The following is a 19,773-nucleotide window of genomic DNA, read 5'->3' as shown; positions in this document are numbered from 1 at the left end:
TCCAGCCGACCGAGGAGGAGAATCAGATGAGGATCGTCGTCGCCATCGGCGGCAATGCCCTGCTACGGCGTGGTGAGCGGCCGGACGCGGCACCTCAGCGCCGACACGTGGCAGCGGCTGCGGCCGCGCTGGCGGGTATCGCCCGCGAGCACCAGGTCGTCGTGGTCCATGGCAACGGCCCTCAGGTCGGTCTGCTGGCACTCGAGAGCGGTTCGGACCCCAGCCTCTCGGAGCCCTATCCGCTGGCCGACCTGGTCGCGGAGTCCCAGGGCCTCATCGGGCTCTGGCTCCAGCAGGCGCTCGTCGCCGAGGCGGCCGGCGAGGTGGTGACGCTCGTCAGCCAGACCGTCGTGGACCCGGAGGACGGGGCGTTCCAGGTGCCGACCAAGTTCATCGGCCAGGTCTACGACGAGCTGTCGGCACGTCGCCTCGCGGACAGATACGGCTGGACCGTTCAGGCCGACAGCGGTGGCTGGCGACGCGTCGTCGCGTCCCCGCTTCCTGGTGACATCATCGAGCTCCCCGTGGCCGAGCGGCTCCTCGATGCGGGCGTGACCGTCGTGCTCGCCGGCGGTGGGGGAGTGCCGGTCGTGGACCGAGACGGAAGGTACGAGAGCATCGACGCGGTGGTCGACAAGGACCGGGCGGCTGCTCTCGCCGCGGAGCGGCTCGGCGCCGACCTGCTCCTCGTCCTCACCGACGTGGAGGGCGTGATCCGGGACTTCGGCGGTCCCGCCGAGAAGGTGCTGCGGGAGGTGAGCGTCGCCGAGCTGTCCTCGATGTGGTTCCCCGCTGGATCGATGGGCCCGAAGGTGGAGGCCGTCTCGGCCTTCACCCGACGGACCGGCCGACGCTCGGCGATCGGCTCTCTCGAAGAGGTCAACGGTGTGCTCGCGGGCACATCGGGCACCCAGGTGAGGAGATGAGGCCGGTGCCGACGGGCTCACGGTTGGAGTCAGGCGGGCTGAGCGACGCGGAGGCATTGCGCCGGCTGACGGACGATGGTCCCAACGCGGTGCCGGCGGCTGCGCCCACCACCCTGGTCGCCCGGGTGCTCGCGCAGCTGCGGGACCCGATGATCCTGCTGCTCGGCGCCGCGTTCGTCGTGGTGCTCGCCCTCGGGGACGTGCCGGACGCGAGCATCATCGCGATCGTGGTGTTGGTCAACACCTCCATCGGGGTGGTGCAGGAACGGCGGGCCGAGCAGGCCATGGCGGCACTGGGCCGGATGGCCGCCCCGCGGGCCCACGTTCTCCGGGACGGCCGGGTGAGCGACATCGAGGCGATGGGCCTGGTGCGCGGCGACGTCGTCCGCCTCGAGGCAGGCGACGTCGTCCCGGCCGACCTGGTGGCTGATGAGGCGGTGGGGCTCGAGGTCGATGAGTCGTCGATGACCGGCGAGTCCGTGCCCGTGGGACGTACGGTCGGTGAAGAGCTGCTCTCCGGGACCGTGGTCACCAAGGGGCGAGGCTGGGGCGTCGTGGTGCGGACGGGTGCCGAGAGCGGCCTCGGCCGGATAGCGGCACTGATCGCCGCCACGAGAACCGAACAGACACCGCTCCAGGCTCGGCTGCGGCGGCTCTCGCGGCAGCTGGTGATGGCGACAGCCGCGATCTCATTCCTCGTCCTGGCGCTGTCCGTGGCTCGTGGCGTCCCGTTCGGGGACTCGTTGATCCTCGCGGTCAGCCTTGCGGTCGCGGCCATCCCCGAGTCGCTGCCCGCCGTGGTCTCCGTCGCGCTGGCGCTGGGTGCCCACCGGATGGCGAAGCAGTCAGCCATCGTGCGCTGGTTGCCTGCGGTCGAGACGCTCGGGTCGGTGACGGTGCTCGCCTCGGACAAGACCGGCACCCTCACCGAGGGCCGCATGAGCGTGCAGCGGATCTGGACCCCGGACGTCATCGAGGAGTCGACCCTGCTCAGGGATGTGGTGCTGTGCAACGACGCCCGGCTGACCGGAACCGAGACCGACCGGACCTTGATCGGCGAGCCGATGGAGGCCGCCCTGCTGCTGGCCGCCGCGGACCGTGGGATCGAGGCGGTCGAGCTGCGTGATCGGTGGACTCGCGTCGACGAGGTGCCGTTCGAGAGCCAGAGCCGCCACATGGTGACGGTGGACCGGGCCGAGGACGGCACCATGCTGGAGGTGGTCAAGGGCGCTCCGGAGGTGGTGCTGAGCATGCTCCCGGAGGATGCCGGGCGGAGCCGGGACGCAACGGTCGCCGAGGACCTGGCAGGAGCGGGGTTTCGAGTGCTGGCCGTGGCCCAACGGTCGTGGCGACCACCGCAGGAGCGGCCGGAGTCTCCAGTGCTCGTCGGCCTTGTCGGCATCGCCGACCCACCCCGTACGGACGCCGCCGCCGTGGTGGCCGACTGCCGGGACGCGGGCATCCGGACCGTCCTGATCACCGGCGACCATCCCGCGACCGCGGGCGCCATCGCCCGAGAGGTTGGCATCCTCGCCGTGGGGACCGACGGCGAGGTCATGGACGGTGCGGGAGTGGATCGCGGTGAGCACGTCGAGGCGGTGGACCGGATCCGTGTCTATGCCCGGACTCGGCCGGAGCAGAAGGTCGACATCATCGAGGCGCTGAAGGCAAGGGGGCACATCGTGGCGATGACCGGCGACGGGGTCAACGACGGCCCGGCGCTGCGTCGTGCTGACATCGGTGTGGCGATGGGGAAGCGCGGCACCGAAGTGGCCCGGCAGGCCGCCGACGTCGTGCTGGCCGATGACAACCTCCGCACGCTCGTGACGGCAGTCGGAGAGGGCCGGCGCGTGTACGCCAACATCCGCACGTTCCTGCGCTACGGCCTCTCCGGCGGGCTGGCCGAGGTCCTCGTCCTCCTGCTCGGCCCGTTCCTCGGCATCCCCTTCCCGCTGGGCGCCGGACAGATCCTGTGGATCAACATGCTGACCCACGGCGTACCCGGTGTCGCGTTCGGCGGTGAGCCGCTCGATCAGCGGGACATGCGGCATCCCTCACCGTCGCCGGAGCGGTCGGTGTTGGGCGGCGGCCTGGTCCGCCAGATCGCCGCCTCCGGGGTTCTCATCGCCGCAGTCAGCCTTGCGGCCGGCCTGTTGGCTCAGAACCAGGGATGGCATGTGCAGTCCGCCGTGTTCCTCACTCTCGGCGCGGCCCAGCTGGGCCTGGCCCTGGCCCTCCGTGCGCCCCGGCGCCGCTGGAGTCTGGCAGGACGGGGCATCGAGCTCGCCGTGGCCATCGCGCTGCTGCTGCAGATGGCAGCGCTGTGGTTCGCCCCTCTCCGGGGACTGCTGGGGACCGCGGTCCTCGAGCCGCAGACTCAGCTGGTGCTTCTGGCTCTGGCGTGTCTGCCGGGGCTGGCCATCGCGGCTGGACGGCTGATCGGGCATCTCGGCCGGCACCGCCGGGTCAGGTAGCCCTCGAGCGGTGGCGGGCGGCACGCCGGGCCTTGTGCAGCCTGTCGCCGAGCAGCAGAGCGATGCCCGCCCCGAGCGCCCACAGCCATCCGGCGCCGGACGGCCAGCTGCCGCCGAGCAGGTCAGCGAGCCACGGCAGGCCCAGGAAGGCCGCGAGCAGGACCAGCTCCACCGCGACGGCGATCAGCACCAGCGGGTTGCGCCGTGGGTCGACGCGCCATGCGGGTCGGGACTCGCTGCGGCAGGCGAACGCGTTGGCGACCTGGGCGACTGCGATCACCGCGAACGCCGTGCCCGAGGCTCGTGCGAGCAAGGCAGCCCCTGGCGTCTCGCCCAGCTCCCAGCCTCCGCCCGTCAGGACCCAGACGAAGGCCGTCACGGCGGCGACCGCCTCGATGGGCCCGAGCACCAGGAACGCGCGCCGCAGCACCGAGCCGCTGGCCACCCGCTCCCGCGCCCGCGGCCCTTCCATGGTGCGTCTGCTGGGCGGCTCCGACCCGAGTGCGAGAGCCGGCAGCATGTCGGTGCCGATGTCCAGCGCGAGGATCTGGAGCACGCTGAGCGCAGCCGGCACCGAGCCACCCGAGAGCGCCCAGACAGCGAACGGCGCGAGCTCGGCCACGTTGTCGGTCAGGTGGAAGGTCAGGAAGCGGCGGATGTTGGCGTAGGTCGCCCGGCCCAGCTCGATCGCCTTGACGATGGTGGCGAAGTGGTCGTCGAGCAGCACCAGGTCGGCCGCGTCACGAGCCACGTCGCTGCCGCCGAGGCCCATCGCCACGCCGACGTCCGCGCCGCGCAGCGCCGCGGCGTCGTTGACCCCGTCACCGGTCATCGCGACCACGTGGCCGTGCAGGCGCAGCGCGTTCGCGATCCTGAGCTTGTCGGCCGGGGTGACGCGGGCGACCACCGCGCCCCGGGGATCGTCGAGCAGGTTCGCCAGCGCGGCGTCGTCCGCCGGCAGGCGCTCCCCCTCGACGACGACACCGCCCGGCCGGAGGAGCCCGACCTCGGTGGCGATGGCTGCGGCGGTACGTGCGTTGTCGCCGGTCATCATGGCCACCCGGATGCCTGCGGTGCGGCAGGACTCCAGCGCCTCGCGGACGCCCTCACGCGGCGGGTCCTCGATGGCCAGCAGCGCGAGCAGCTCCATCGGCTCGTCCAGCAGCGCGGCGAGCTCCTCGGCCGTGGTGGGCTGTGGCAGGTGAGCGCCGACTCGAGCGACGGCGACCACGCGGCGTCCCTGGTCGGCGTAGGCATCAAGGATCGAGGTGGCCTCCGTTCCCGGCCCCGCGCACGCGGGCAGGATCCTCTCCGGGGCGCCGAGGAAGTAGCTCTGCTCGCCGACCACGGCGGCGCTGAATCGCCGCTCGGTGACGAACGGGACCCTGATCGTCGGGTCGGTGACGTCGGTGTCGAAGCGGGCGGCCAGCACGTCGAGGGCGACCTCCATCGGATCACCCGACGGCTGCCAGACCCCGTCCTCGAGGACGGCGCGCCCGGTGACGCAGGCTCGTGCCGCGACCGCAGCCTCGGCGGCCGTGCGGACGGCCGCCGGATCGCCCGAGACGGTGCCGGTGGGCTCGTAGCCGTCGCCCCGCGGGACGACCCGGCCGGGCGGCGTCCAGATCTCCATCACCGTCATCTCGTTGCGCGTGAGCGTGCCGGTCTTGTCGGTGCAGATGAACGTGGTGGACCCGAGCGTCTCGACCGCCTCGAGGTGTCGGACCAGGGCGTTGCTCTCCGCCATCCGCTGCGCGCCGCGGGCGAGTGACAGAGTCACCGTCGGCAACAGTCCCTCGGGGACGAGCGCGACGCTGACGCCGACCGCGAACAGCAGGGCGTCCGTAGTAGTCCCGCCGAGCAGCAGCGAGACCACGCCGAGCACGACCCCCACCGTCAGCGCGACGACGGCGATGATCCTGACCAGCCGGTCCAGCTCGAGGCTCAGCGGGCTCGGTGGCCGATGGGCGTTGGAGATGAGTCCGGCGACCGAGGCGACCTCGGTCTGCGCACCGGTGGCCGTGACCAGCACCCGTCCGCTGCCCTGGACCAGGAACGTGGCGGCACGGAGGACCGCGCCCGCCGGCTTGCGGACGGGCACGCTCTCGCCCGTGAGCATCGACTCGTCGGCGGTGACCTCCTCGCTGAGGATGAGCGTGCCGTCGGCGGGCACCCGGTCGCCGGCCTCGAGCAGGACGACATCTCCCGGGACCACCTCGGGCGCCGGGACCTCCTGCAGCCGGCCGTCTCGGACGACTCGGGTCTTGACCGGCATCAGGGTGCCCAGCTTCTGGGCCGCCTGGTCGGCGCGGTGCTCCTGGGCGTACGCGAACAGGCCGTTGAGCACGACGATGACGACTATCGCGACAGCCAGGGTCGGCATCCCGGCCAGCAGAGCGAGTGCGGCGGCCACCCACAGCAGTACCGCGAAGAAGTGCGTGACCTGGGAGATCAACAGCCGCCACCACGGGCGTCGCGGAGGTCGTGGGAGCTCGTTGGGCCCGACCCGTGCCAGCAGCACCGCGGCTGCGTCGGAGGTCAGTCCGATCTGCGTGTCGGTGGGGAGGTCGTGCTCGGTCTGCTCCGAGGTCAACGGGCTCCTCCTTCGCGGGCTCACGTTCGTGGCCCCTCCGCGCTCGACTCTCGCCGACGGCTGTGGGCCGCAGCAGGTCCATAGGTCCTCCGGCACAGAGCCATCTGTCCTGGGCGAGCCGTGCCGGACGGAAGGTGTCGCGGACCTAGGTCCTCCGCGCGCGGCCCGAAGGCCCTGACGCACGTCGGCGTCCCCGACGAGATTGGAGACTCGGGAGCCGGACGCGCGTGCCGAGCTCGCAAGGAGGGCACATGTCCGATCACAACCGGATCCTGGTCGCCATCGATGGGGGAGAGGGTGGCCGAGCGGCGATCCGCTACGCCGCGGCCCGACGAGATGGCTCCGACCTGTGGCTCGTCCACGTGGTCGACCTCGCGGTCGCGACCGGTGTCTTCTACCCGTACGGCTATGAGGGGCTGGCGGATCAGGTGCGTGAGGCCGGCAAGGCCATTCTGGACCGGGCGGAGAAGCTGGCCGCCGACCTCGTCGGTGCCGATCACGTGACCACGACGCTTCTGGACGGCGGTGTTGTCGCCGAGCTCGTTCACGCGGCCGCCGAGGCCCGCATGGTGGTGCTCGGCGACGAGCGTCGCCACGGGCTGTCCCGCCTGGTGACCGGCTCGGTGACCGGCCGGGTCGCCTCCCGCGCGCCGGTGCCCGTCGTGGTGGTTCCGACGGTGTGGTCTCCCGGCCAGGAAACCGACCGGGTCGTCGTCGCCGTCGCGGAACGGGATGCCTCCGCGGAGCTCGTCGCCCACGCGTTGGGCGAGGCCGCCGATCGTGGTGGCGAGCTGGTTCTCGTGCATGCGTGGGAGTTGCCGGCGGTCTTCTACGACACGACCCTGGAACACGACCAGGTCGCCTGGGAGGCGGATGCCCGTCACCGCCTGATGCAGACCCTCGACCGGGCGCGGTACCTGGCGCCGCACGCGGTCGGGACCGAGGCCTGGATCCAGATCCGCCAGGGGCAGCCCGCCCAGGTCATCGCCGACGAGTCGAAGGGGGCCGACCTGCTGGTCATCGGCCGACGTGGGCATGCGTTCCCGTTGCGGCGCCTGGGCGGCACCGGGCACGCACTGCTGCGGGAGTCCAGCTGCCCCGTCGAGGTGGTGCCGCCCGCTCCCGAGGCGCCATGAACGTAGAGACCTCGCCACTGCACGCGGCCGAGAACGCACCGCCGACGACACCTGAGGTGCTGCGGTGCACCGATCTGCACCGGTCCTTCGGGCCGGTCAAGGCGGTGGACGGCTTCTCGTTCCGGATCGGCAGCGGTGAGACGTACGGCCTCCTCGGCCCCAACGGGGCCGGCAAGACGACCATCATCTCCATGGTCTCGGGCGTGCTGGAGGCCGACTCCGGCTCGATGCTGGTCGACGGCATCGAGATGCATCCGGGTGCGCTCGCGGCGAAAGCGGCCATCGGCTACGTCCCTCAAGACGTCGCCCTCTACCCCGACCTGACCGGTCGGGAGAATCTGCTCTTCTTCGCCTCGCTCTATCGGATCGGCCGTCGCGAAGCCCGCCGCCGCGTCGCTGAGGTCCTCGACATCGTCGGGCTGACCGATCGCGCGGGCGACCGGGTCCAGAAGTACTCCGGCGGCATGAAGCGCCGGCTCAACATCGCGGTCGGCCTGATCCACCGGCCCCGCCTCCTGGTGCTCGACGAACCCACGGTGGGCGTCGACCCGCAGAGCCGCAACGCGATCCTGGCCAGCGTCGAGCGGCTCAGCACGGAGGGTATGGGGGTGCTCTACACGACCCACTACATGGAGGAGGCCGAGCGGCTCTGCGACCGGGTCGCCATCATGGATCTCGGTCGGCTGGTCGCCGAAGGAACGCCCAGGGAGCTGACCGCGCAGCTCGGCGACTCCGAGCACATCCGGCTCACCGTCGAGGGCGACCTGACCCGTGTGGCCGAAGCCCTGCGTGACCTCCCTCTCGCCAGTCGGGTGTCGGGAACCGGCGACGCGGTCGACGTGCTCGTGCAGGACGCCGAGTCGGCGTTGCCGCAGGTGATCGAGGTGGCCGCCGTCCATGGCACGGTGCGCTCGGTCACCGTGGAGGAGCCGGATCTGGAGACCGTCTTCCTCCGCCTCACCGGCAAGAAGCTGCGGGACTGATGATGCACGCCAGTCTGCTGATCGCGGCCAAGGATCTGCGACAGCGCGTCCGCGACCGATCCGCCTTCCTGCTCGCGATCGTGGTGCCCTTCGCGCTGGCCGCCATCTTCAGTCTGCTGTTCGGGCCCGCTTCCACGCCGCGCGCCTTCGAGTACGCCGTCGTCGACCAGGACCGCACCGCAGTGTCGCGGACCTTCACCGACGAGGTCCTCGGCGCGTTGCAGGAGCAGGGGGTCGCCGAGGTGCGCGCGCTCGATGAGGAACAGGCGCGGGCCGGCGTCCGGGACGGCGACCTGGACGCGGCGTTCGTCCTGCCGTCGGGGTTCGCCGCGGACGTCGCCAGCCCGCGTCCCGCCGAGCTGCGGGTGGTGGGCAGCGCCGACTCCCCGACAGGGACCGTGGTGGCGCGCTCGGTCGCCCGGTCCTACGTCCGCGGCCTGGACGCAGCTCGGGTGAGCGTTGCCGCGGTCCAGGCGTCCCGGCCCGGCCTGACGCCCGCCGAGATCGAGCGGGTCGCGCAGGAGACCGTCCATGGCGTCACGCCGGTGGCGCTCGAGGACGTCTCGGCGACCACACGGGTGCTGGACACGAAAACCTACTTCGCGGCCGCGATGGCGGTCTTCTTCCTGCTGTTCACCGTCCAGTTCGGCGTCTCCTCGCTGGTCGACGAGCGCGACGAGGGCACCCTGGCGCGGTTGCTCGCGGCACCGGTACGACGGTGGGCGATCCTGGTCGGGAAGCTGATCACCAGCCTGGTGCTCGGCATCGTCAGCCTCACGGTCCTGATGGTGGCCAGCTCGGTGATGCTCGGCGCCGACTGGGGCGATCCGCTCGGAGTGGCGCTTCTGATCGTCGCCGGGGTGTTGGCCGGGACCGGCATCACCTCGGTGATCGCCTCGCTGGCGCGAACCTCTGAGCAGGCGGGGGCCTGGCAGGCTGTCGTCGCGGTGACGCTGGGCCTGCTCGGCGGCGCGTTCTTCCCGGTGCGGCAGGCCGGCGGCATGATCGCGAACCTCAGCCTGGTGACGCCGCACGCGTGGTTCCTGGGCGGTCTGGGCGACCTCGCGGGCGGTGGCGGCGCCGGCCAGGCGCTCCCCTCGGTCGCGGTGCTGCTGGCCATGGCCGCGGTCACGATCGGGATCGCGCTGCTGCGGACCGGGCGGGTGGTGGCGCCATGAGCGCGATCACCATCGCGTGGACCAACCTGCGCCGTTTCCTGCGGGACCGCACCAACGCCTTCTTCTTCGTGCTCTTCCCCTTGCTGATGATCGCGGTGCTCGGCCTGGCGTTCGGCGGTGGTTCCGAGCCTCGGCTCGGTGTGGTGCAACCGGCTGCCGGCGCGCTCTCCGGCGATCTGGTGGCCGCCCTCGAGGACGCCGAGGGCGTCGACGTACGCCTCGTCGACACGCGCGCCGAGGCCGTCGCGGCGGTCGAGGAGGGTGCTCTCGAAGCGGCGGTCGTCATCCCGGGGACGTACGACGCCCGGCTCGCGAACGGAGGCGACACCACGCTGCAGTACCTCTCCAGATCCGACCGGAGCGCGCAGCAGATCGGGATGATCGTCAGAGCCGTCGTCGACGACCAGGCCGGCCGATTCCGGGTGGTCAGAACCCTGCAGGACGAGCTCGGTGGCGGGTTCGGCGCGAACCTCGTCCGTGGGGACGAGGTCGCGGACCAGGTCGCCGACGTCGCCGTCGCGACCTCCACGGTCGGGTCCGCACCGCTCCCCGAGGATCTGGGCCGCTTCGACCTCGGCGCGAGCAGCCAGCTGCTGCTGTTCATCTTCGTCACGTCCATGACGTCGGCGGCGTCGCTGATCGAGACCCGGCGGCTCGGTGTGGCCCGCCGGATGTTCGCCACGCCCACCAGGGCCGCAACCATCGTGGCTGGGGAGGCCCTCGGGCGCGTGGCGATCGCGGTCGTCCAGGGCCTGGTCATCATGCTCGGCGCCGCGGTGCTGTTCGGTGTCTCCTGGGGCGACCCGGCCGCAGCGGCCCTGCTGATGCTGGCTTTCGCGACGGTCGCAGGCGGAGCCGGCATGGTGCTCGGAGCCGTTGCCACGAACGTCCAGCAGTCGACCGCGGTCGGCCTCCTGGCAGGGCTGGGCATCTCTGCCCTGGGCGGCTCGATGATGCCGCTGGAGTTCTTCTCACCCACGATGCTCACCGTCGCCCACCTGACGCCACACGCCTGGGCCGCCGACGGCTTCGCCAGCCTGGTGCGGCATGACGGGACGGTGCTCGACGTCCTGCCCCAGCTCGGGGTGCTGGCCGCGTTCGCGGCAGCTCTTTTCGTCCTCGGCTCGTGGGCGCTCCGCCGCCGGATCCTCGCCGGGTGAGGACAGCGGGCGCATCCGGCCCGCCGAACGTCCTCGAAGCTCAAGGACGTACGGCCCAAGTCTTCGGACTCCCTTCTCTCACGGTGCGCGGGCCGCAGACGGTTCGCTGGTGTCGATGGCACGACGCGTCACATGGCGCGGTGCGGAGACCGACAGCAGGAGGTAGCACGATGACCGCTCGGATCGAGCAGGGTGTGCAGGGACCGGCCTGGGAGGATGTGCTGTTGCGCGATGGCACGATCGCCCGTGTCCGCGGTGCGGTGGCGGGGGACCGGGACCGGTTGGTCCGGCTGCACGATGCGCTCTCCGAGCGCGATCGCCGTGAGCGGTTCTTCCACGTCGGCCACCATGTCGGTGAGCACTTCGTGGATGACCTCTTGCCACTGCTCACCAGCGGTGATGCGGTCGCGAAGCTGGCGACCGTGGACGGTCACGTCGTCGGGCTGGCGACCGCCATGAAGACGGCACGCGACGGGGAGGCCGAGCTGGCCCTGGTCGTTGCCGAGGGATACGCCCAACACGGCGTGGCCACCCTGCTGCTCGAGCATCTCGCCGTCGCCGCGGCCGGCTCCGGCGTGACCGACTTCGTCGCGTACGTGATGGCTGACAATGCCGCCGCGTTCGACGTCATCCGGCACTCCGGTTTCGAGATCACCTCGATCCCCCATGAGGAGACCGTCGAGCTGCGCTTCCCGGTGCGGCTCACCGATCAGGTGCTGGAGGCCATGATCTCCCGCGAGCAGCGGGCCGACGCCGATTCTCTACGCGCGTTGCTGCGACCAAGCTCCGTGGCCGTGATCGGGGCGAGCCGGCGTGTGGACCACGCCGGCCACCAGGTAGTGCGCAACCTGCTGCGTGCCGGGTTCACCGGCACCATCCACCCGGTCAACCCGCACAGTGACTACCTGCTCGGGCTCAGCTGTCACCCCTCGATGCGCGAGGTGGGACCGGTGGATCTGGCGATCGTCGCGGTGCCGGCCGCCGAGGTGCTGGAGGCCGTCCGGGACTGTGCCCGCAGCGGCGTACGGAACCTGGTGATCCTTGCCAGCGGCTTCGCCGAAGACGGCCCGGAGGGGCAACGGCTCCAGGACGAGGTCCTCTCGGTGGCCCGCGGAGCGGGCATGCGGCTGGTCGGCCCCAACTGTCTCGGCGTCGCCAACACGGACCCCGACGTGCGCCTGGACGCGACCTTCTCGCCGACGAGCGTTGCCCATGGACGCGTGGCGATGATGGCGCAGTCCGGTGCGGTGGGCATCGCCGCGCTGCAGCGGGCCCACGAGCTCGGTGTTGGACTGTCGGCGTTCATCTCTTCGGGGAACAAGGCCGACGTCAGCGCCAACGACCTGCTCATGTACGCCGCCGAGGACGACGCCACCGACGTGGTCGCGCTCTACCTGGAGTCGTTCGGCAACCCACGCAAGTTCTCTCGGGTCGCGAGGCGGCTGGCTGTACGCAAGCCGGTCGTCGCCCTGGTCGGCGGTAGCAGTCGGAACGGTCGCCAGGCGGCCGTCGGCCACACCGCGGCGTCGGTGACCTCCACGTCCGGGGTGGAAGCACTCTTCCGGCAGTGCGGTGTGATCGGCGTGGACGGCCTCGAGCAGCTGCTGCAGACCACGAGCGTGCTGGCCAACCAGCCGCTGCCCGGCGGCCGTCGGGTCGGTATCGTCAGCAACGCCGGCGGTCCGGCCATCCTGGCCGCAGATGCATGCGAGCGCGCCGGTCTGCGGCTGACGACGCTGAGTGCCGAGACGATGGCCAGGATCCGCGAGACGGTGCCCGATGCGTCGTCGGTGCAGATGCCGGTCGACCTCGGGTCAGGGGTCGCTGGGGAGGCCTACTCGGAGGTGGTCTCGACGATCGCCCGCAGCGGTGAGGTCGACATGCTGATCGTGCTGCGCACGGCGTTGCCCGCGCTCTCGTACGCATCCTTCGCCCGTGCGCTGCGCACCGCGTTGCGCCGTGAACCGGGGGACGTCGGCGAACCGGTCACCACCGTGGCCGTCGTGCTCGACCAGCGGGGTCCGAGCCGTCCGATCAGCGCCGGGAGACACCATGTGCCCGTCTTCGCGTTCCCCGAGGACGCAGCGCGTGCGCTCGGTCCGATCGCCACCTACGCGGAGTGGCGGGCCGAGCCACGCCGAGCCGTCACCGAGGCGGCCTCCGGCAGCCGGGCGGCGGCTCGCGACGTGATCACCAGGACGTCTGCGGTGGCGCCGGAGGGAGGCCGGCTCGCGGAGTCCGACGCGCGGCAGCTGCTTGCCGCGTACGGGATCGAGGTCTTGCCGAGCGTGCTGGCAGACGGCGCCGAGGATGCCGTCGATGCCGCCGAATGGCTGGGTTACCCGGTAGCGATCAAGGTCGCCGACCCCGAGATCATCCACCGCACCGATGTGGGTGGAGTACGCCTCGGCCTCGGCAGCGCGGACGAGGTGCGCCTCGCTGCCCACGAGCTGCTCCGCCTTCCGGCCGAGCGCCCGGGTCTGCTCGTCCAGCGCCAGGTCGCCGCAGGTGTCGAGCTGATCGCCGGCGTCACCCAGGACGACGTCTTCGGACCGCTGGTCATGGTCGGCTACGGCGGCACCTACACCGAGCTGATCGGCGACCGCAGCTTCCGGCTAACGCCGCTCGGCCGCGCCGATGCCGCCGCGGCGCTCAGCGAGCTGCGCACCGCGCCGCTGCTGTCCGGCTACCGTGGTGCGCCGGCGGTGGACGCGGCAGCCGTCGAGCGCCTCCTGGTCTGCCTCGGTCGCCTCGCCGACGATGTTCCGGAGGTCGCCGAGATCGACCTCAACCCGGTGATCGTGCACGAGCGCGGAGTCTCGGTCGTCGACGCGAAGGTTCGCTTGCGCCCGCTGCCGCAGGCACCCGACCCCGGCCTGAGGAACCTGCGCCCGCCGGCCGATGCGGGGGAGGACTGCTGATGGCGACGATGCGGGGGTGGCGTACGACAGGGGACGGTCGACTGTCGATCGGCGAGCTCGCGGTGCCTGAGCCGGCCTCGGGAGAGGTCCTCATCGGGGTGGAGGCGTGCGGCGTGTGCCGGACGGACCTCCATGTCGTCGACGGCGACCTTCCCGTCCGCCGGAGTCCGGTCGTGCCGGGTCACGAGATCGTGGGCCGAGTGCTGGCTCGCTTCGACCATGACATCGACGGTCCCAGTGTCGGAACGCGGGTCGGTGTGCCGTGGCTGCGCTCGACCTGCGGGCGCTGCCGATGGTGTCGAACCGGCGCCGAGAACCTCTGCGAGAGGTCTCGTTACACAGGATGGGACGTCGACGGTGGCTACGCCGAGTACGCCGTTGCCCCCGCCGCGTACACCTATCGGATCCCGGACTCGCTGGAACCGCTCCAGGCGGCACCGCTGCTGTGCGCGGGGATCATCGGATACCGCGCACTGCGGCGCGCCGCGCTCCCACCGGGAGGTCGCCTGGGCCTCTACGGGTTCGGCGCGAGCGCCCACCTGACCGCGCAGATCGCGATCCGCCAGGGCGCGGAGGTGCACGTCGTCACGCGCGGGGAGTCCGCGCGCCGGCTCGCGCTCGACCTCGGGGCTGCCTCCGCGGTCGAACCGGGCAGAACCCTTCCGCCACTCGACTCGGCGATCGTGTTCGCGCCCGCCGGTGAGGTCGTACGCGACGCCCTCGCCGATCTCGGCGCAGCCGGAACCTGTGCGGTCGCAGGCATCCACGTCTCCGACATCCCACCGCTCGACTACCAGCGCCATCTCTTCCGGGAGCGCACGCTCACCAGTGTCACCTCCAACACCCGTGCCGACGGGGTCGAGCTGTTCAGGCTCGCCGGCCGGCTGGGCATCCACGCCGAGGTCACGCCGTACGCCATGAGCGAGGCCGACCGGGCGCTCGCCGACCTCGCCGAGGACCGGGTACGGGGCGTCGCGGTCCTCGACATGACCAGATGAGACGGGGCTGTGCCGTGGCATATGGAGACCTACGCGAGACGCATTCGGGCCTGGTGGTGCTCGTGGGGGAGACCGCGTACAAGCTGAAGAAGCCGGTCGACCTCGGATTCCTGGACTTCCGTGAGCCGGCGGTTCGCCGCCAGGTCTGCAGTCGGGAGCTGGAGCTCAACCGCCGGCTGGCGGCCGACGTGTATGTCGGTGTGACCGATCTGCCGCTCGCCGACGGCTCCACCGAGCCCGCCGTCGTGATGCGGCGCATGCCCGACGACAGGCGCCTCGCCACCCTGGCCGGGCAAGGGCAGGACGTCACCGACGAGGTGCGCCGGATCGCACGGGTCATGGCTGCCTTCCATGCCGGCGCCGAGAGGGGTCCCGAGATCTCGACCGAGGGCAGCACGCCGGCGCTGCGCTCCCGCTGGCGGCACAACCTGGAGGAGGTCGCCCGGTTCCGGGACACGCTTCTCGACGGCACCCTCGTCGACGAGGTGGAGCGGCTCAGCGACCGGTACCTGAACGGTCGAGAGGCGTTGCTCAGCGAGCGGATCCGCACCGGACGAGTCGTCGACGGCCATGGTGACCTCCTTGCCGATGACATCTTCTGCCTGCCCGACGGACCGCGCATCCTCGACTGCCTCGAGTTCGACGACCGCCTGCGCCGCCTCGACGCGCTCGATGACATCGCATGCCTGGCGATGGACCTCGAACGGTTGGGTGCCTCCCAGGCGGCGGTCGACCTGGTGGCCGCCTACCGCGAGTTCAGCGCGGACACCTTTCCCGTCTCCCTCGTACATCACTACATCGCCTACCGCGCGTTCATGCGGGCCAAGGTCACCGCGCTGCGCACCGAACAGGCTCAGGCGAGGCAGCAGGTCGCCGACGAAGCAGCCGGTGCCGTACGCCTCGCCGAGCTCGCGCGCGATCACCTGCGCCGCGGAGAGGTCCGGCTCATCGCCGTCGGAGGAGCTCCGGGAACGGGCAAGTCCACCTTGGCCGGTGCTGTTGCCGACCGGCTGGACATGGTCGTGCTCAGCAGCGACCGGCTGCGGAAGGAGCTGGCCGGCATCGATCCGATGGTTCACGCCGCTGCTGGGTGGCAGGAGGGCATCTACAGTCCCGCGTCGACGAGGCGAACCTACGCCGAGCTGCTCGACCGCGCGACGGCGCTGCTCGCCCGCGGCGAGTCCGTCGTGCTCGATGCGTCCTGGACGGACCCGGCACATCGGGTTCTCGTGGAGTACGTCGCGAACACGACGTACAGCGACCTCACGGTCCTGCGCTGCTCGGTCGCCCCCGAGGTGGCTATCGCCCGGATTGCCGCTCGTGACAGCATCTCGGATGCCGACGAGATGGTCGCGGCTCACATGAGTCGAGCCGAGACAGCGTGGCCAGGAGCCGTCACGATAGACACCGGCGGCACCGCTGCTGCCAGCGCGGAGGCCGCGATCACCGCCCTGAGCCTGCGGACGGGCGCGACGAGCTCCCACCGCTGACGGCGGGCGTCCCTGCCGAGGGCCCGGTGTGTCGACGGCGCGCGATGAACAGTCCCGCCCCGACGAGCAGGGCGCCGAAGGCGAGCATGACGATCGGTGCGGCCAGGTCGCCGGGGAAGAGCTCGATGACGGCCGACGGAAGCACCAGCAGGGTTCCGGCCGCCCCGACAGCGAGCAGCAGGAGGTCGCGGAGCAGGACCGCGGCCGCGACGACGGCGACTGCCGTCAGGAGAGCCAGGCCGATACCGGCATAGGTCGGAATCGTCGTCAGTGCACCGATGAACATCCCTGCAGCCCCGAACACGATGACGAACCGCCTCGGCTCCATTACGCCACCCCAGCCGAGCAGCGACCAGATCAGGGCAACGCCCCAGACGGCGAACCCGGGGAGCTCGTCATTGACGCCGAGCTCGTTGGTGAGCGCCGCAGCGGTCAGCATGAAGCCCACCATCATGACCAGCTGCTGGACGAACGTACGGCCGACGAGCCACAGGCCGACGGCGTACGCCGTGACACCGGAGCTCGTCAACAGGAAGACGTCCTTGCTCGCCATGCTCAGCGCGTCTGCGCCGAGCAGACCCAAGAACCCTGCGAACGCGCCCGTCGAAAGCAGCCACAACGCCGAGCGAAGGCGAAGCCCGACCTCGTCGAGCCGCTCGGGAACGGCGAACCCGGCGCCGAGCAGGACGGCGGCGACGCCGCCGACGATGACGAGCCTGGCCGAGGTGCCGACCTGGTCCCAGTACAACGATGCGATCAGGATCGACGCAACGAGGATGATGACACCGCCGAGGTAGCCGAGCGCCTCGATGACGAGCGACGAACGCTCGTGCGGCTGCTCCCGCGCAGCCGGCGGAGCTTGGACGAGGACGTCGCGGCGGCGCAGGATCCTGGCGGCCTGCTCTGGGGTGATGAGCTGATCTGCGACCCACTCCTCGAGCAGCGAGGTCAGAGGCACGGGCGCCTCTGCCGCTCGGGGCTCCGGCGGGCGGTTGTTGCGGTTTCGTGTGACGGCGTGGCGAGACATGGTGTGCCACCTTTCTCTGCACCTTCAGTCTTCGCCGCGTACACCGCGAATCTCAGTGTCGAAAGTCCCCGCGTGCCGGGCCCGAAGCCCACCACGCCGACGACGTCGTCAGATCGCCTCACCCGACGTCGCCGTCGGTATCGACGGAAGGTCGCCGGTGAACGCGGCGAGGTCGTCGCTGGAGAACACCGAGGTGCCCGGTGTCGCGATCATGGCCGCGCTGCAGGCGAGCCCGAGCCGGGTTGCCCGCGAGAGCTCCCAGCCGTGCACGAGCCCGGCGATGATGCCGGCGACGAGGGCGTCGCCGGCACCGACGCCGCTGACGACATCGCCTGCGACGGCTGGGAGAAGCTCCGCACCGGCCGGGGTCACCAGGGCGACCCCCAGATGGCCGCGAGAGAGCACGACCGCGCCCGCATCCGTCGCCAGGAGCAGCTCCCGCGCGCCGGCCAGCTGCTCGTCGAGAGTGTCCAGCCTGCGCCCGAGGTGCTCCCCGAGCTCGCGCACGCTCGGTTTGAGCAGGAAGGTCCCGTGCGCGTGCGCGAGGGCACCGCCGGAGGTGTCGAGGACCAGTCGCGCGCCGATGGAGTCGGCCTGACTCCTCACCCAGGAGACGACGTCGGCGGAGACTCCGGGCGGCAGGCTGCCGCTCAGCACGACGTACGCCGCATGGTGCCCTCGCCGGCGTACGACCTCGAAGCAGCGGTGCAGGTCGGTGGCGGAGAGCTCGGTCCCGGGCAGGACGAAGCGATACTCCAGTCCCGTGCTGAGATCGGTCACGTGGTGGCTGAGCCGGGTCTCGCCGGCGACCTCGATCGCCTCGAAGGGGAGCTCCTCGGCCTCCAGCAGCTCCGTGAGCGCATGACCGATGTGACCGGCCACTGGGAAGACCGCCAGTGTCGGAACCCGGAGCACGTGCAGGACCCGGGCGACGTTGATGCCACCGCCGCCGGGGTCGATCCGAGGCGTACTGCCCCGCATCTTGCTTCCTGGGATCAGCCTCGGCACGGAGAAGGAGTCGTCCAGTGCCGGGTTCAGGGTGATCGTCACGACGTCGGATGAGTCGAGCATCGGGAGATTCCGTTCCGGGGGCCGTAGGGGTTGCGTTCCCAGGCAACCACCCCCTGCTCGACGGGGGCAGGTGGCGGAGGTCCCGGCACAGATGACCAAGGTCTCGTGAGCCCCGGCTCGACCGGAACAAGACTGAGGACGGAGGCGCCGCACGGGTGCCCACGAAACTCATGGAGGACAGATGAGCACGATGATCAAGCGCTCGACCAACCCGCTCGCGGATCTGATGGGCTGGCTGGAGACGGAGTCGGCAGCGATGCGAAGCTTCGGGTCGGCGCCCTACATCAAGGTCGAGGACTTCGTCGAGGAAGGGAACTACGTCGTGCGCGCCGAGCTGCCCGGCGTCGACCCGAACCACGACATCCAGATCGACGTCACTGGCGACGTCATGACGATCCACGGCGAGCGCCGCGAGGAGGAGCACGACCGCAACCGGAGCGAGCTGCGCTACGGGTCCTTCGAGCGTTCGCTTCCGCTTCCGCGTGGTGCCAAGGCCGAGGACATCCGGGCCACGTACGTCAAGGGAGTGCTGGAGGTGCGGGTGCCGTACGCCGGCGAGGAGCAGAAGGCCACCCGCGTCGCCATCGAGCACGACGGGAGCTGATCGGTGAGTTCCCAGGCTTCTTCCGAGGTGGAGCGCCACGCCGGCACGGTGTGGGCGGTGGACGTGTTCCTCGACAGCGAGGACGGCACCGTGCACGCCGAGGCGAAGCTCCACGCCAGCGGCCGAGAGGCGTTGGTCGGCACCGGCGACGCGGGTCTGTGCCCCGGTCGGGACCTGGCCGTGGGGGAGACGCTCGCCGCCAGTCGCGCCCTCGAGCAGCTTGCGGTCGGCCTGCTCCGGGACGCACGTCAACGGGTCGACGGGCCAGGGCCGGACGCGAGCGAGGAGCCCGCAGGACGCATCCGCGCGCGGCGGTCGGCGCCGAGGATGCTCGTCGGGACCGACCGGCCGCTCCGCCTCACCTCAGCCGTCCAGTGGTCCGTCGCGCATGCGGAGTCGAGCGGGCTCGGGATCGAGCTGTGTCACGTCGTCGACGACGCCGGTCCGGCCTGGGAACGTACGCTACGTGGCTCGGTCTCCGACGCGACCGACGAGATGGCCGAGCTGGTCGAGGAGGTGCGCCAGGATCACCCGGACGTGAGCGTCACGTCCTCGGTCCTGGTCGGCTCGGAGAGCGCCCTGCTCGCCCGGTCGCTGGGCAGGGAGCTGGTCGTCATCGGCCGCGCCGATGAGGAGTCCGACCGCGGCTCGTACGTGGGTGCGACGGCCATCACCATCGCGCAGAACGCGAGTGTGCCGGTCGTGGTCGCACCGCCCCGCTGGTCGCCTCCCGCCGCCGGGAGCCCCGTGGTCGTGGCGATCGACGCGCTCGAGCCGCATCTGGAGGCGGTGGAGTTCGCCCTCGCCTACGCGCACGGGCAGGGCCTCCCGCTCGTCGCGGTCTCGGCCTGGCAGCCACAGGTGCCGCCCGGCACGCGAATGGTCCTCGACAGCGAGGAGGAGTGGATGGAGCGCATCGCCGACGGCCAGGATGCGGCGGTGACGCCGCTGCGGGCGCTCTACCAGGACGTCCCGGTGACGTACCGCACTCCGACCGGCCCTCCGGTGGAGGTCATCCTCGGCCTGGCCGAGAACGCATCGCTGCTGGTGGTCGGCAGACCCGGGCATGGTAGGCACTGGCGGATGCCGCTGGGGTCGGTGAGCCGGCGGTTGCTGCACCGCGCCACGGTCCCGGTCGCCGTCGTCCCGGCCGGCTGGCACGCCTCTGCCGGCGCCGTGCCAGGCTCGACCGGCGACGTGATCGAGCAGTAG

14 protein-coding genes are annotated in these 19,773 nt (G+C 71.3%); 11 read left to right on the top strand and 3 right to left on the bottom strand.

What is annotated here, in order from left to right; genetic code table 11:
- The first annotated feature begins 26 nt into the window (after window positions 1–26).
- Entirely contained in the window at window positions 27–926 is a 900-nt protein-coding gene (locus ACFX43_RS09520; RefSeq protein WP_378819904.1) for a carbamate kinase, read from the top strand.
- A gap of 5 nt (window positions 927–931) precedes the next feature.
- On the top strand, window positions 932–3,400 hold the full coding sequence (locus ACFX43_RS09515) for a cation-translocating P-type ATPase (RefSeq protein ID WP_378819902.1): 2,469 nt from the start codon (window positions 932–934) through the stop codon (window positions 3,398–3,400).
- On the opposite strand, the gene ACFX43_RS09510 is transcribed toward ACFX43_RS09515, so the two are convergent.
- On the bottom strand, window positions 3,393–5,993 hold the full coding sequence (locus ACFX43_RS09510) for a cation-translocating P-type ATPase (protein WP_378819900.1): 2,601 nt from the start codon (window positions 5,991–5,993) through the stop codon (window positions 3,393–3,395). The two genes, ACFX43_RS09515 and ACFX43_RS09510, sit on opposite strands and share 8 nt — an antisense overlap.
- A gap of 251 nt (window positions 5,994–6,244) precedes the next feature.
- On the opposite strand from ACFX43_RS09510, the gene ACFX43_RS09505 reads away from it, so the two are divergent.
- The 7 genes from ACFX43_RS09505 (at window position 6,245) to ACFX43_RS09475 (ending at window position 15,859) form a co-directional block, all read left to right on the top strand.
- Window positions 6,245–7,129: a universal stress protein gene (locus ACFX43_RS09505; protein WP_378819898.1), complete on the top strand. Its 885-nt coding sequence runs from the start codon at window positions 6,245–6,247 to the stop codon at window positions 7,127–7,129.
- The gene (locus ACFX43_RS09500) at window positions 7,126–8,112 is read left to right on the top strand and encodes an ATP-binding cassette domain-containing protein (RefSeq protein WP_378819896.1); all 987 of its coding nucleotides are present in this window, start codon (window positions 7,126–7,128) and stop codon (window positions 8,110–8,112) included. Before ACFX43_RS09505 ends, ACFX43_RS09500 begins: the two co-directional genes overlap by 4 nt.
- Complete coding sequence (locus ACFX43_RS09495; protein ID WP_378819894.1) at window positions 8,112–9,290, top strand: ABC transporter permease; 1,179 nt, start codon at window positions 8,112–8,114, stop codon at window positions 9,288–9,290. Before ACFX43_RS09500 ends, ACFX43_RS09495 begins: the two co-directional genes overlap by 1 nt.
- Window positions 9,287–10,450, top strand: a complete 1,164-nt coding sequence (locus ACFX43_RS09490; RefSeq protein WP_378819892.1) for an ABC transporter permease — start codon at window positions 9,287–9,289, stop codon at window positions 10,448–10,450. The genes ACFX43_RS09495 and ACFX43_RS09490 overlap by 4 nt, the downstream gene beginning before the upstream one ends.
- Window positions 10,451–10,620: 170 nt before the next feature.
- Window positions 10,621–13,371 (top strand): GNAT family N-acetyltransferase, encoded by a 2,751-nt coding sequence (locus tag ACFX43_RS09485; protein ID WP_378819890.1) that lies wholly within the window; start codon window positions 10,621–10,623, stop codon window positions 13,369–13,371.
- Window positions 13,371–14,369 carry a zinc-dependent alcohol dehydrogenase family protein gene (locus ACFX43_RS09480; RefSeq protein WP_378819888.1) on the top strand — a complete coding sequence of 333 codons (999 nt, stop codon included), beginning with the start codon at window positions 13,371–13,373 and terminating at the stop codon, window positions 14,367–14,369. Before ACFX43_RS09485 ends, ACFX43_RS09480 begins: the two co-directional genes overlap by 1 nt.
- A 14-nt stretch (window positions 14,370–14,383) precedes the next feature.
- Entirely contained in the window at window positions 14,384–15,859 is a 1,476-nt protein-coding gene (locus ACFX43_RS09475) for an AAA family ATPase (RefSeq protein WP_378819886.1), read from the top strand.
- Here the strand turns inward: ACFX43_RS09475 and ACFX43_RS09470 are convergent.
- Both ACFX43_RS09470 and ACFX43_RS09465 read right to left on the bottom strand, forming a co-directional pair.
- On the bottom strand, window positions 15,813–16,886 hold the full coding sequence (locus ACFX43_RS09470) for a DUF2157 domain-containing protein (protein WP_378819884.1): 1,074 nt from the start codon (window positions 16,884–16,886) through the stop codon (window positions 15,813–15,815). The genes ACFX43_RS09475 and ACFX43_RS09470 overlap by 47 nt on opposite strands.
- Window positions 16,887–16,994: 108 nt before the next feature.
- Window positions 16,995–17,957 carry a 1-phosphofructokinase family hexose kinase gene (locus ACFX43_RS09465; RefSeq protein ID WP_378819882.1) on the bottom strand — a complete coding sequence of 321 codons (963 nt, stop codon included), beginning with the start codon at window positions 17,955–17,957 and terminating at the stop codon, window positions 16,995–16,997.
- Window positions 17,958–18,138: 181 nt separating this feature from the next.
- Here ACFX43_RS09465 and ACFX43_RS09460 point away from each other — a divergent pair, with 181 nt between their 5' ends.
- Together ACFX43_RS09460 and ACFX43_RS09455 are read left to right on the top strand one after the other, a co-directional pair.
- Window positions 18,139–18,561, top strand: coding sequence for an Hsp20/alpha crystallin family protein (locus ACFX43_RS09460; RefSeq protein ID WP_378819880.1), 423 nt, complete (start codon window positions 18,139–18,141; stop codon window positions 18,559–18,561).
- 3 nt (window positions 18,562–18,564) lie between these two features.
- Window positions 18,565–19,773, top strand: a complete 1,209-nt coding sequence (locus ACFX43_RS09455) for a universal stress protein (protein WP_378819878.1) — start codon at window positions 18,565–18,567, stop codon at window positions 19,771–19,773.

Source organism: Nocardioides sp. YIM B13467, from assembly GCF_042788075.1.
In the GTDB taxonomy this organism is placed as follows: Bacteria; Actinomycetota; Actinomycetes; order Propionibacteriales; family Nocardioidaceae; genus Nocardioides.
This window is presented reverse-complemented; position numbering and strand designations above follow the sequence as displayed.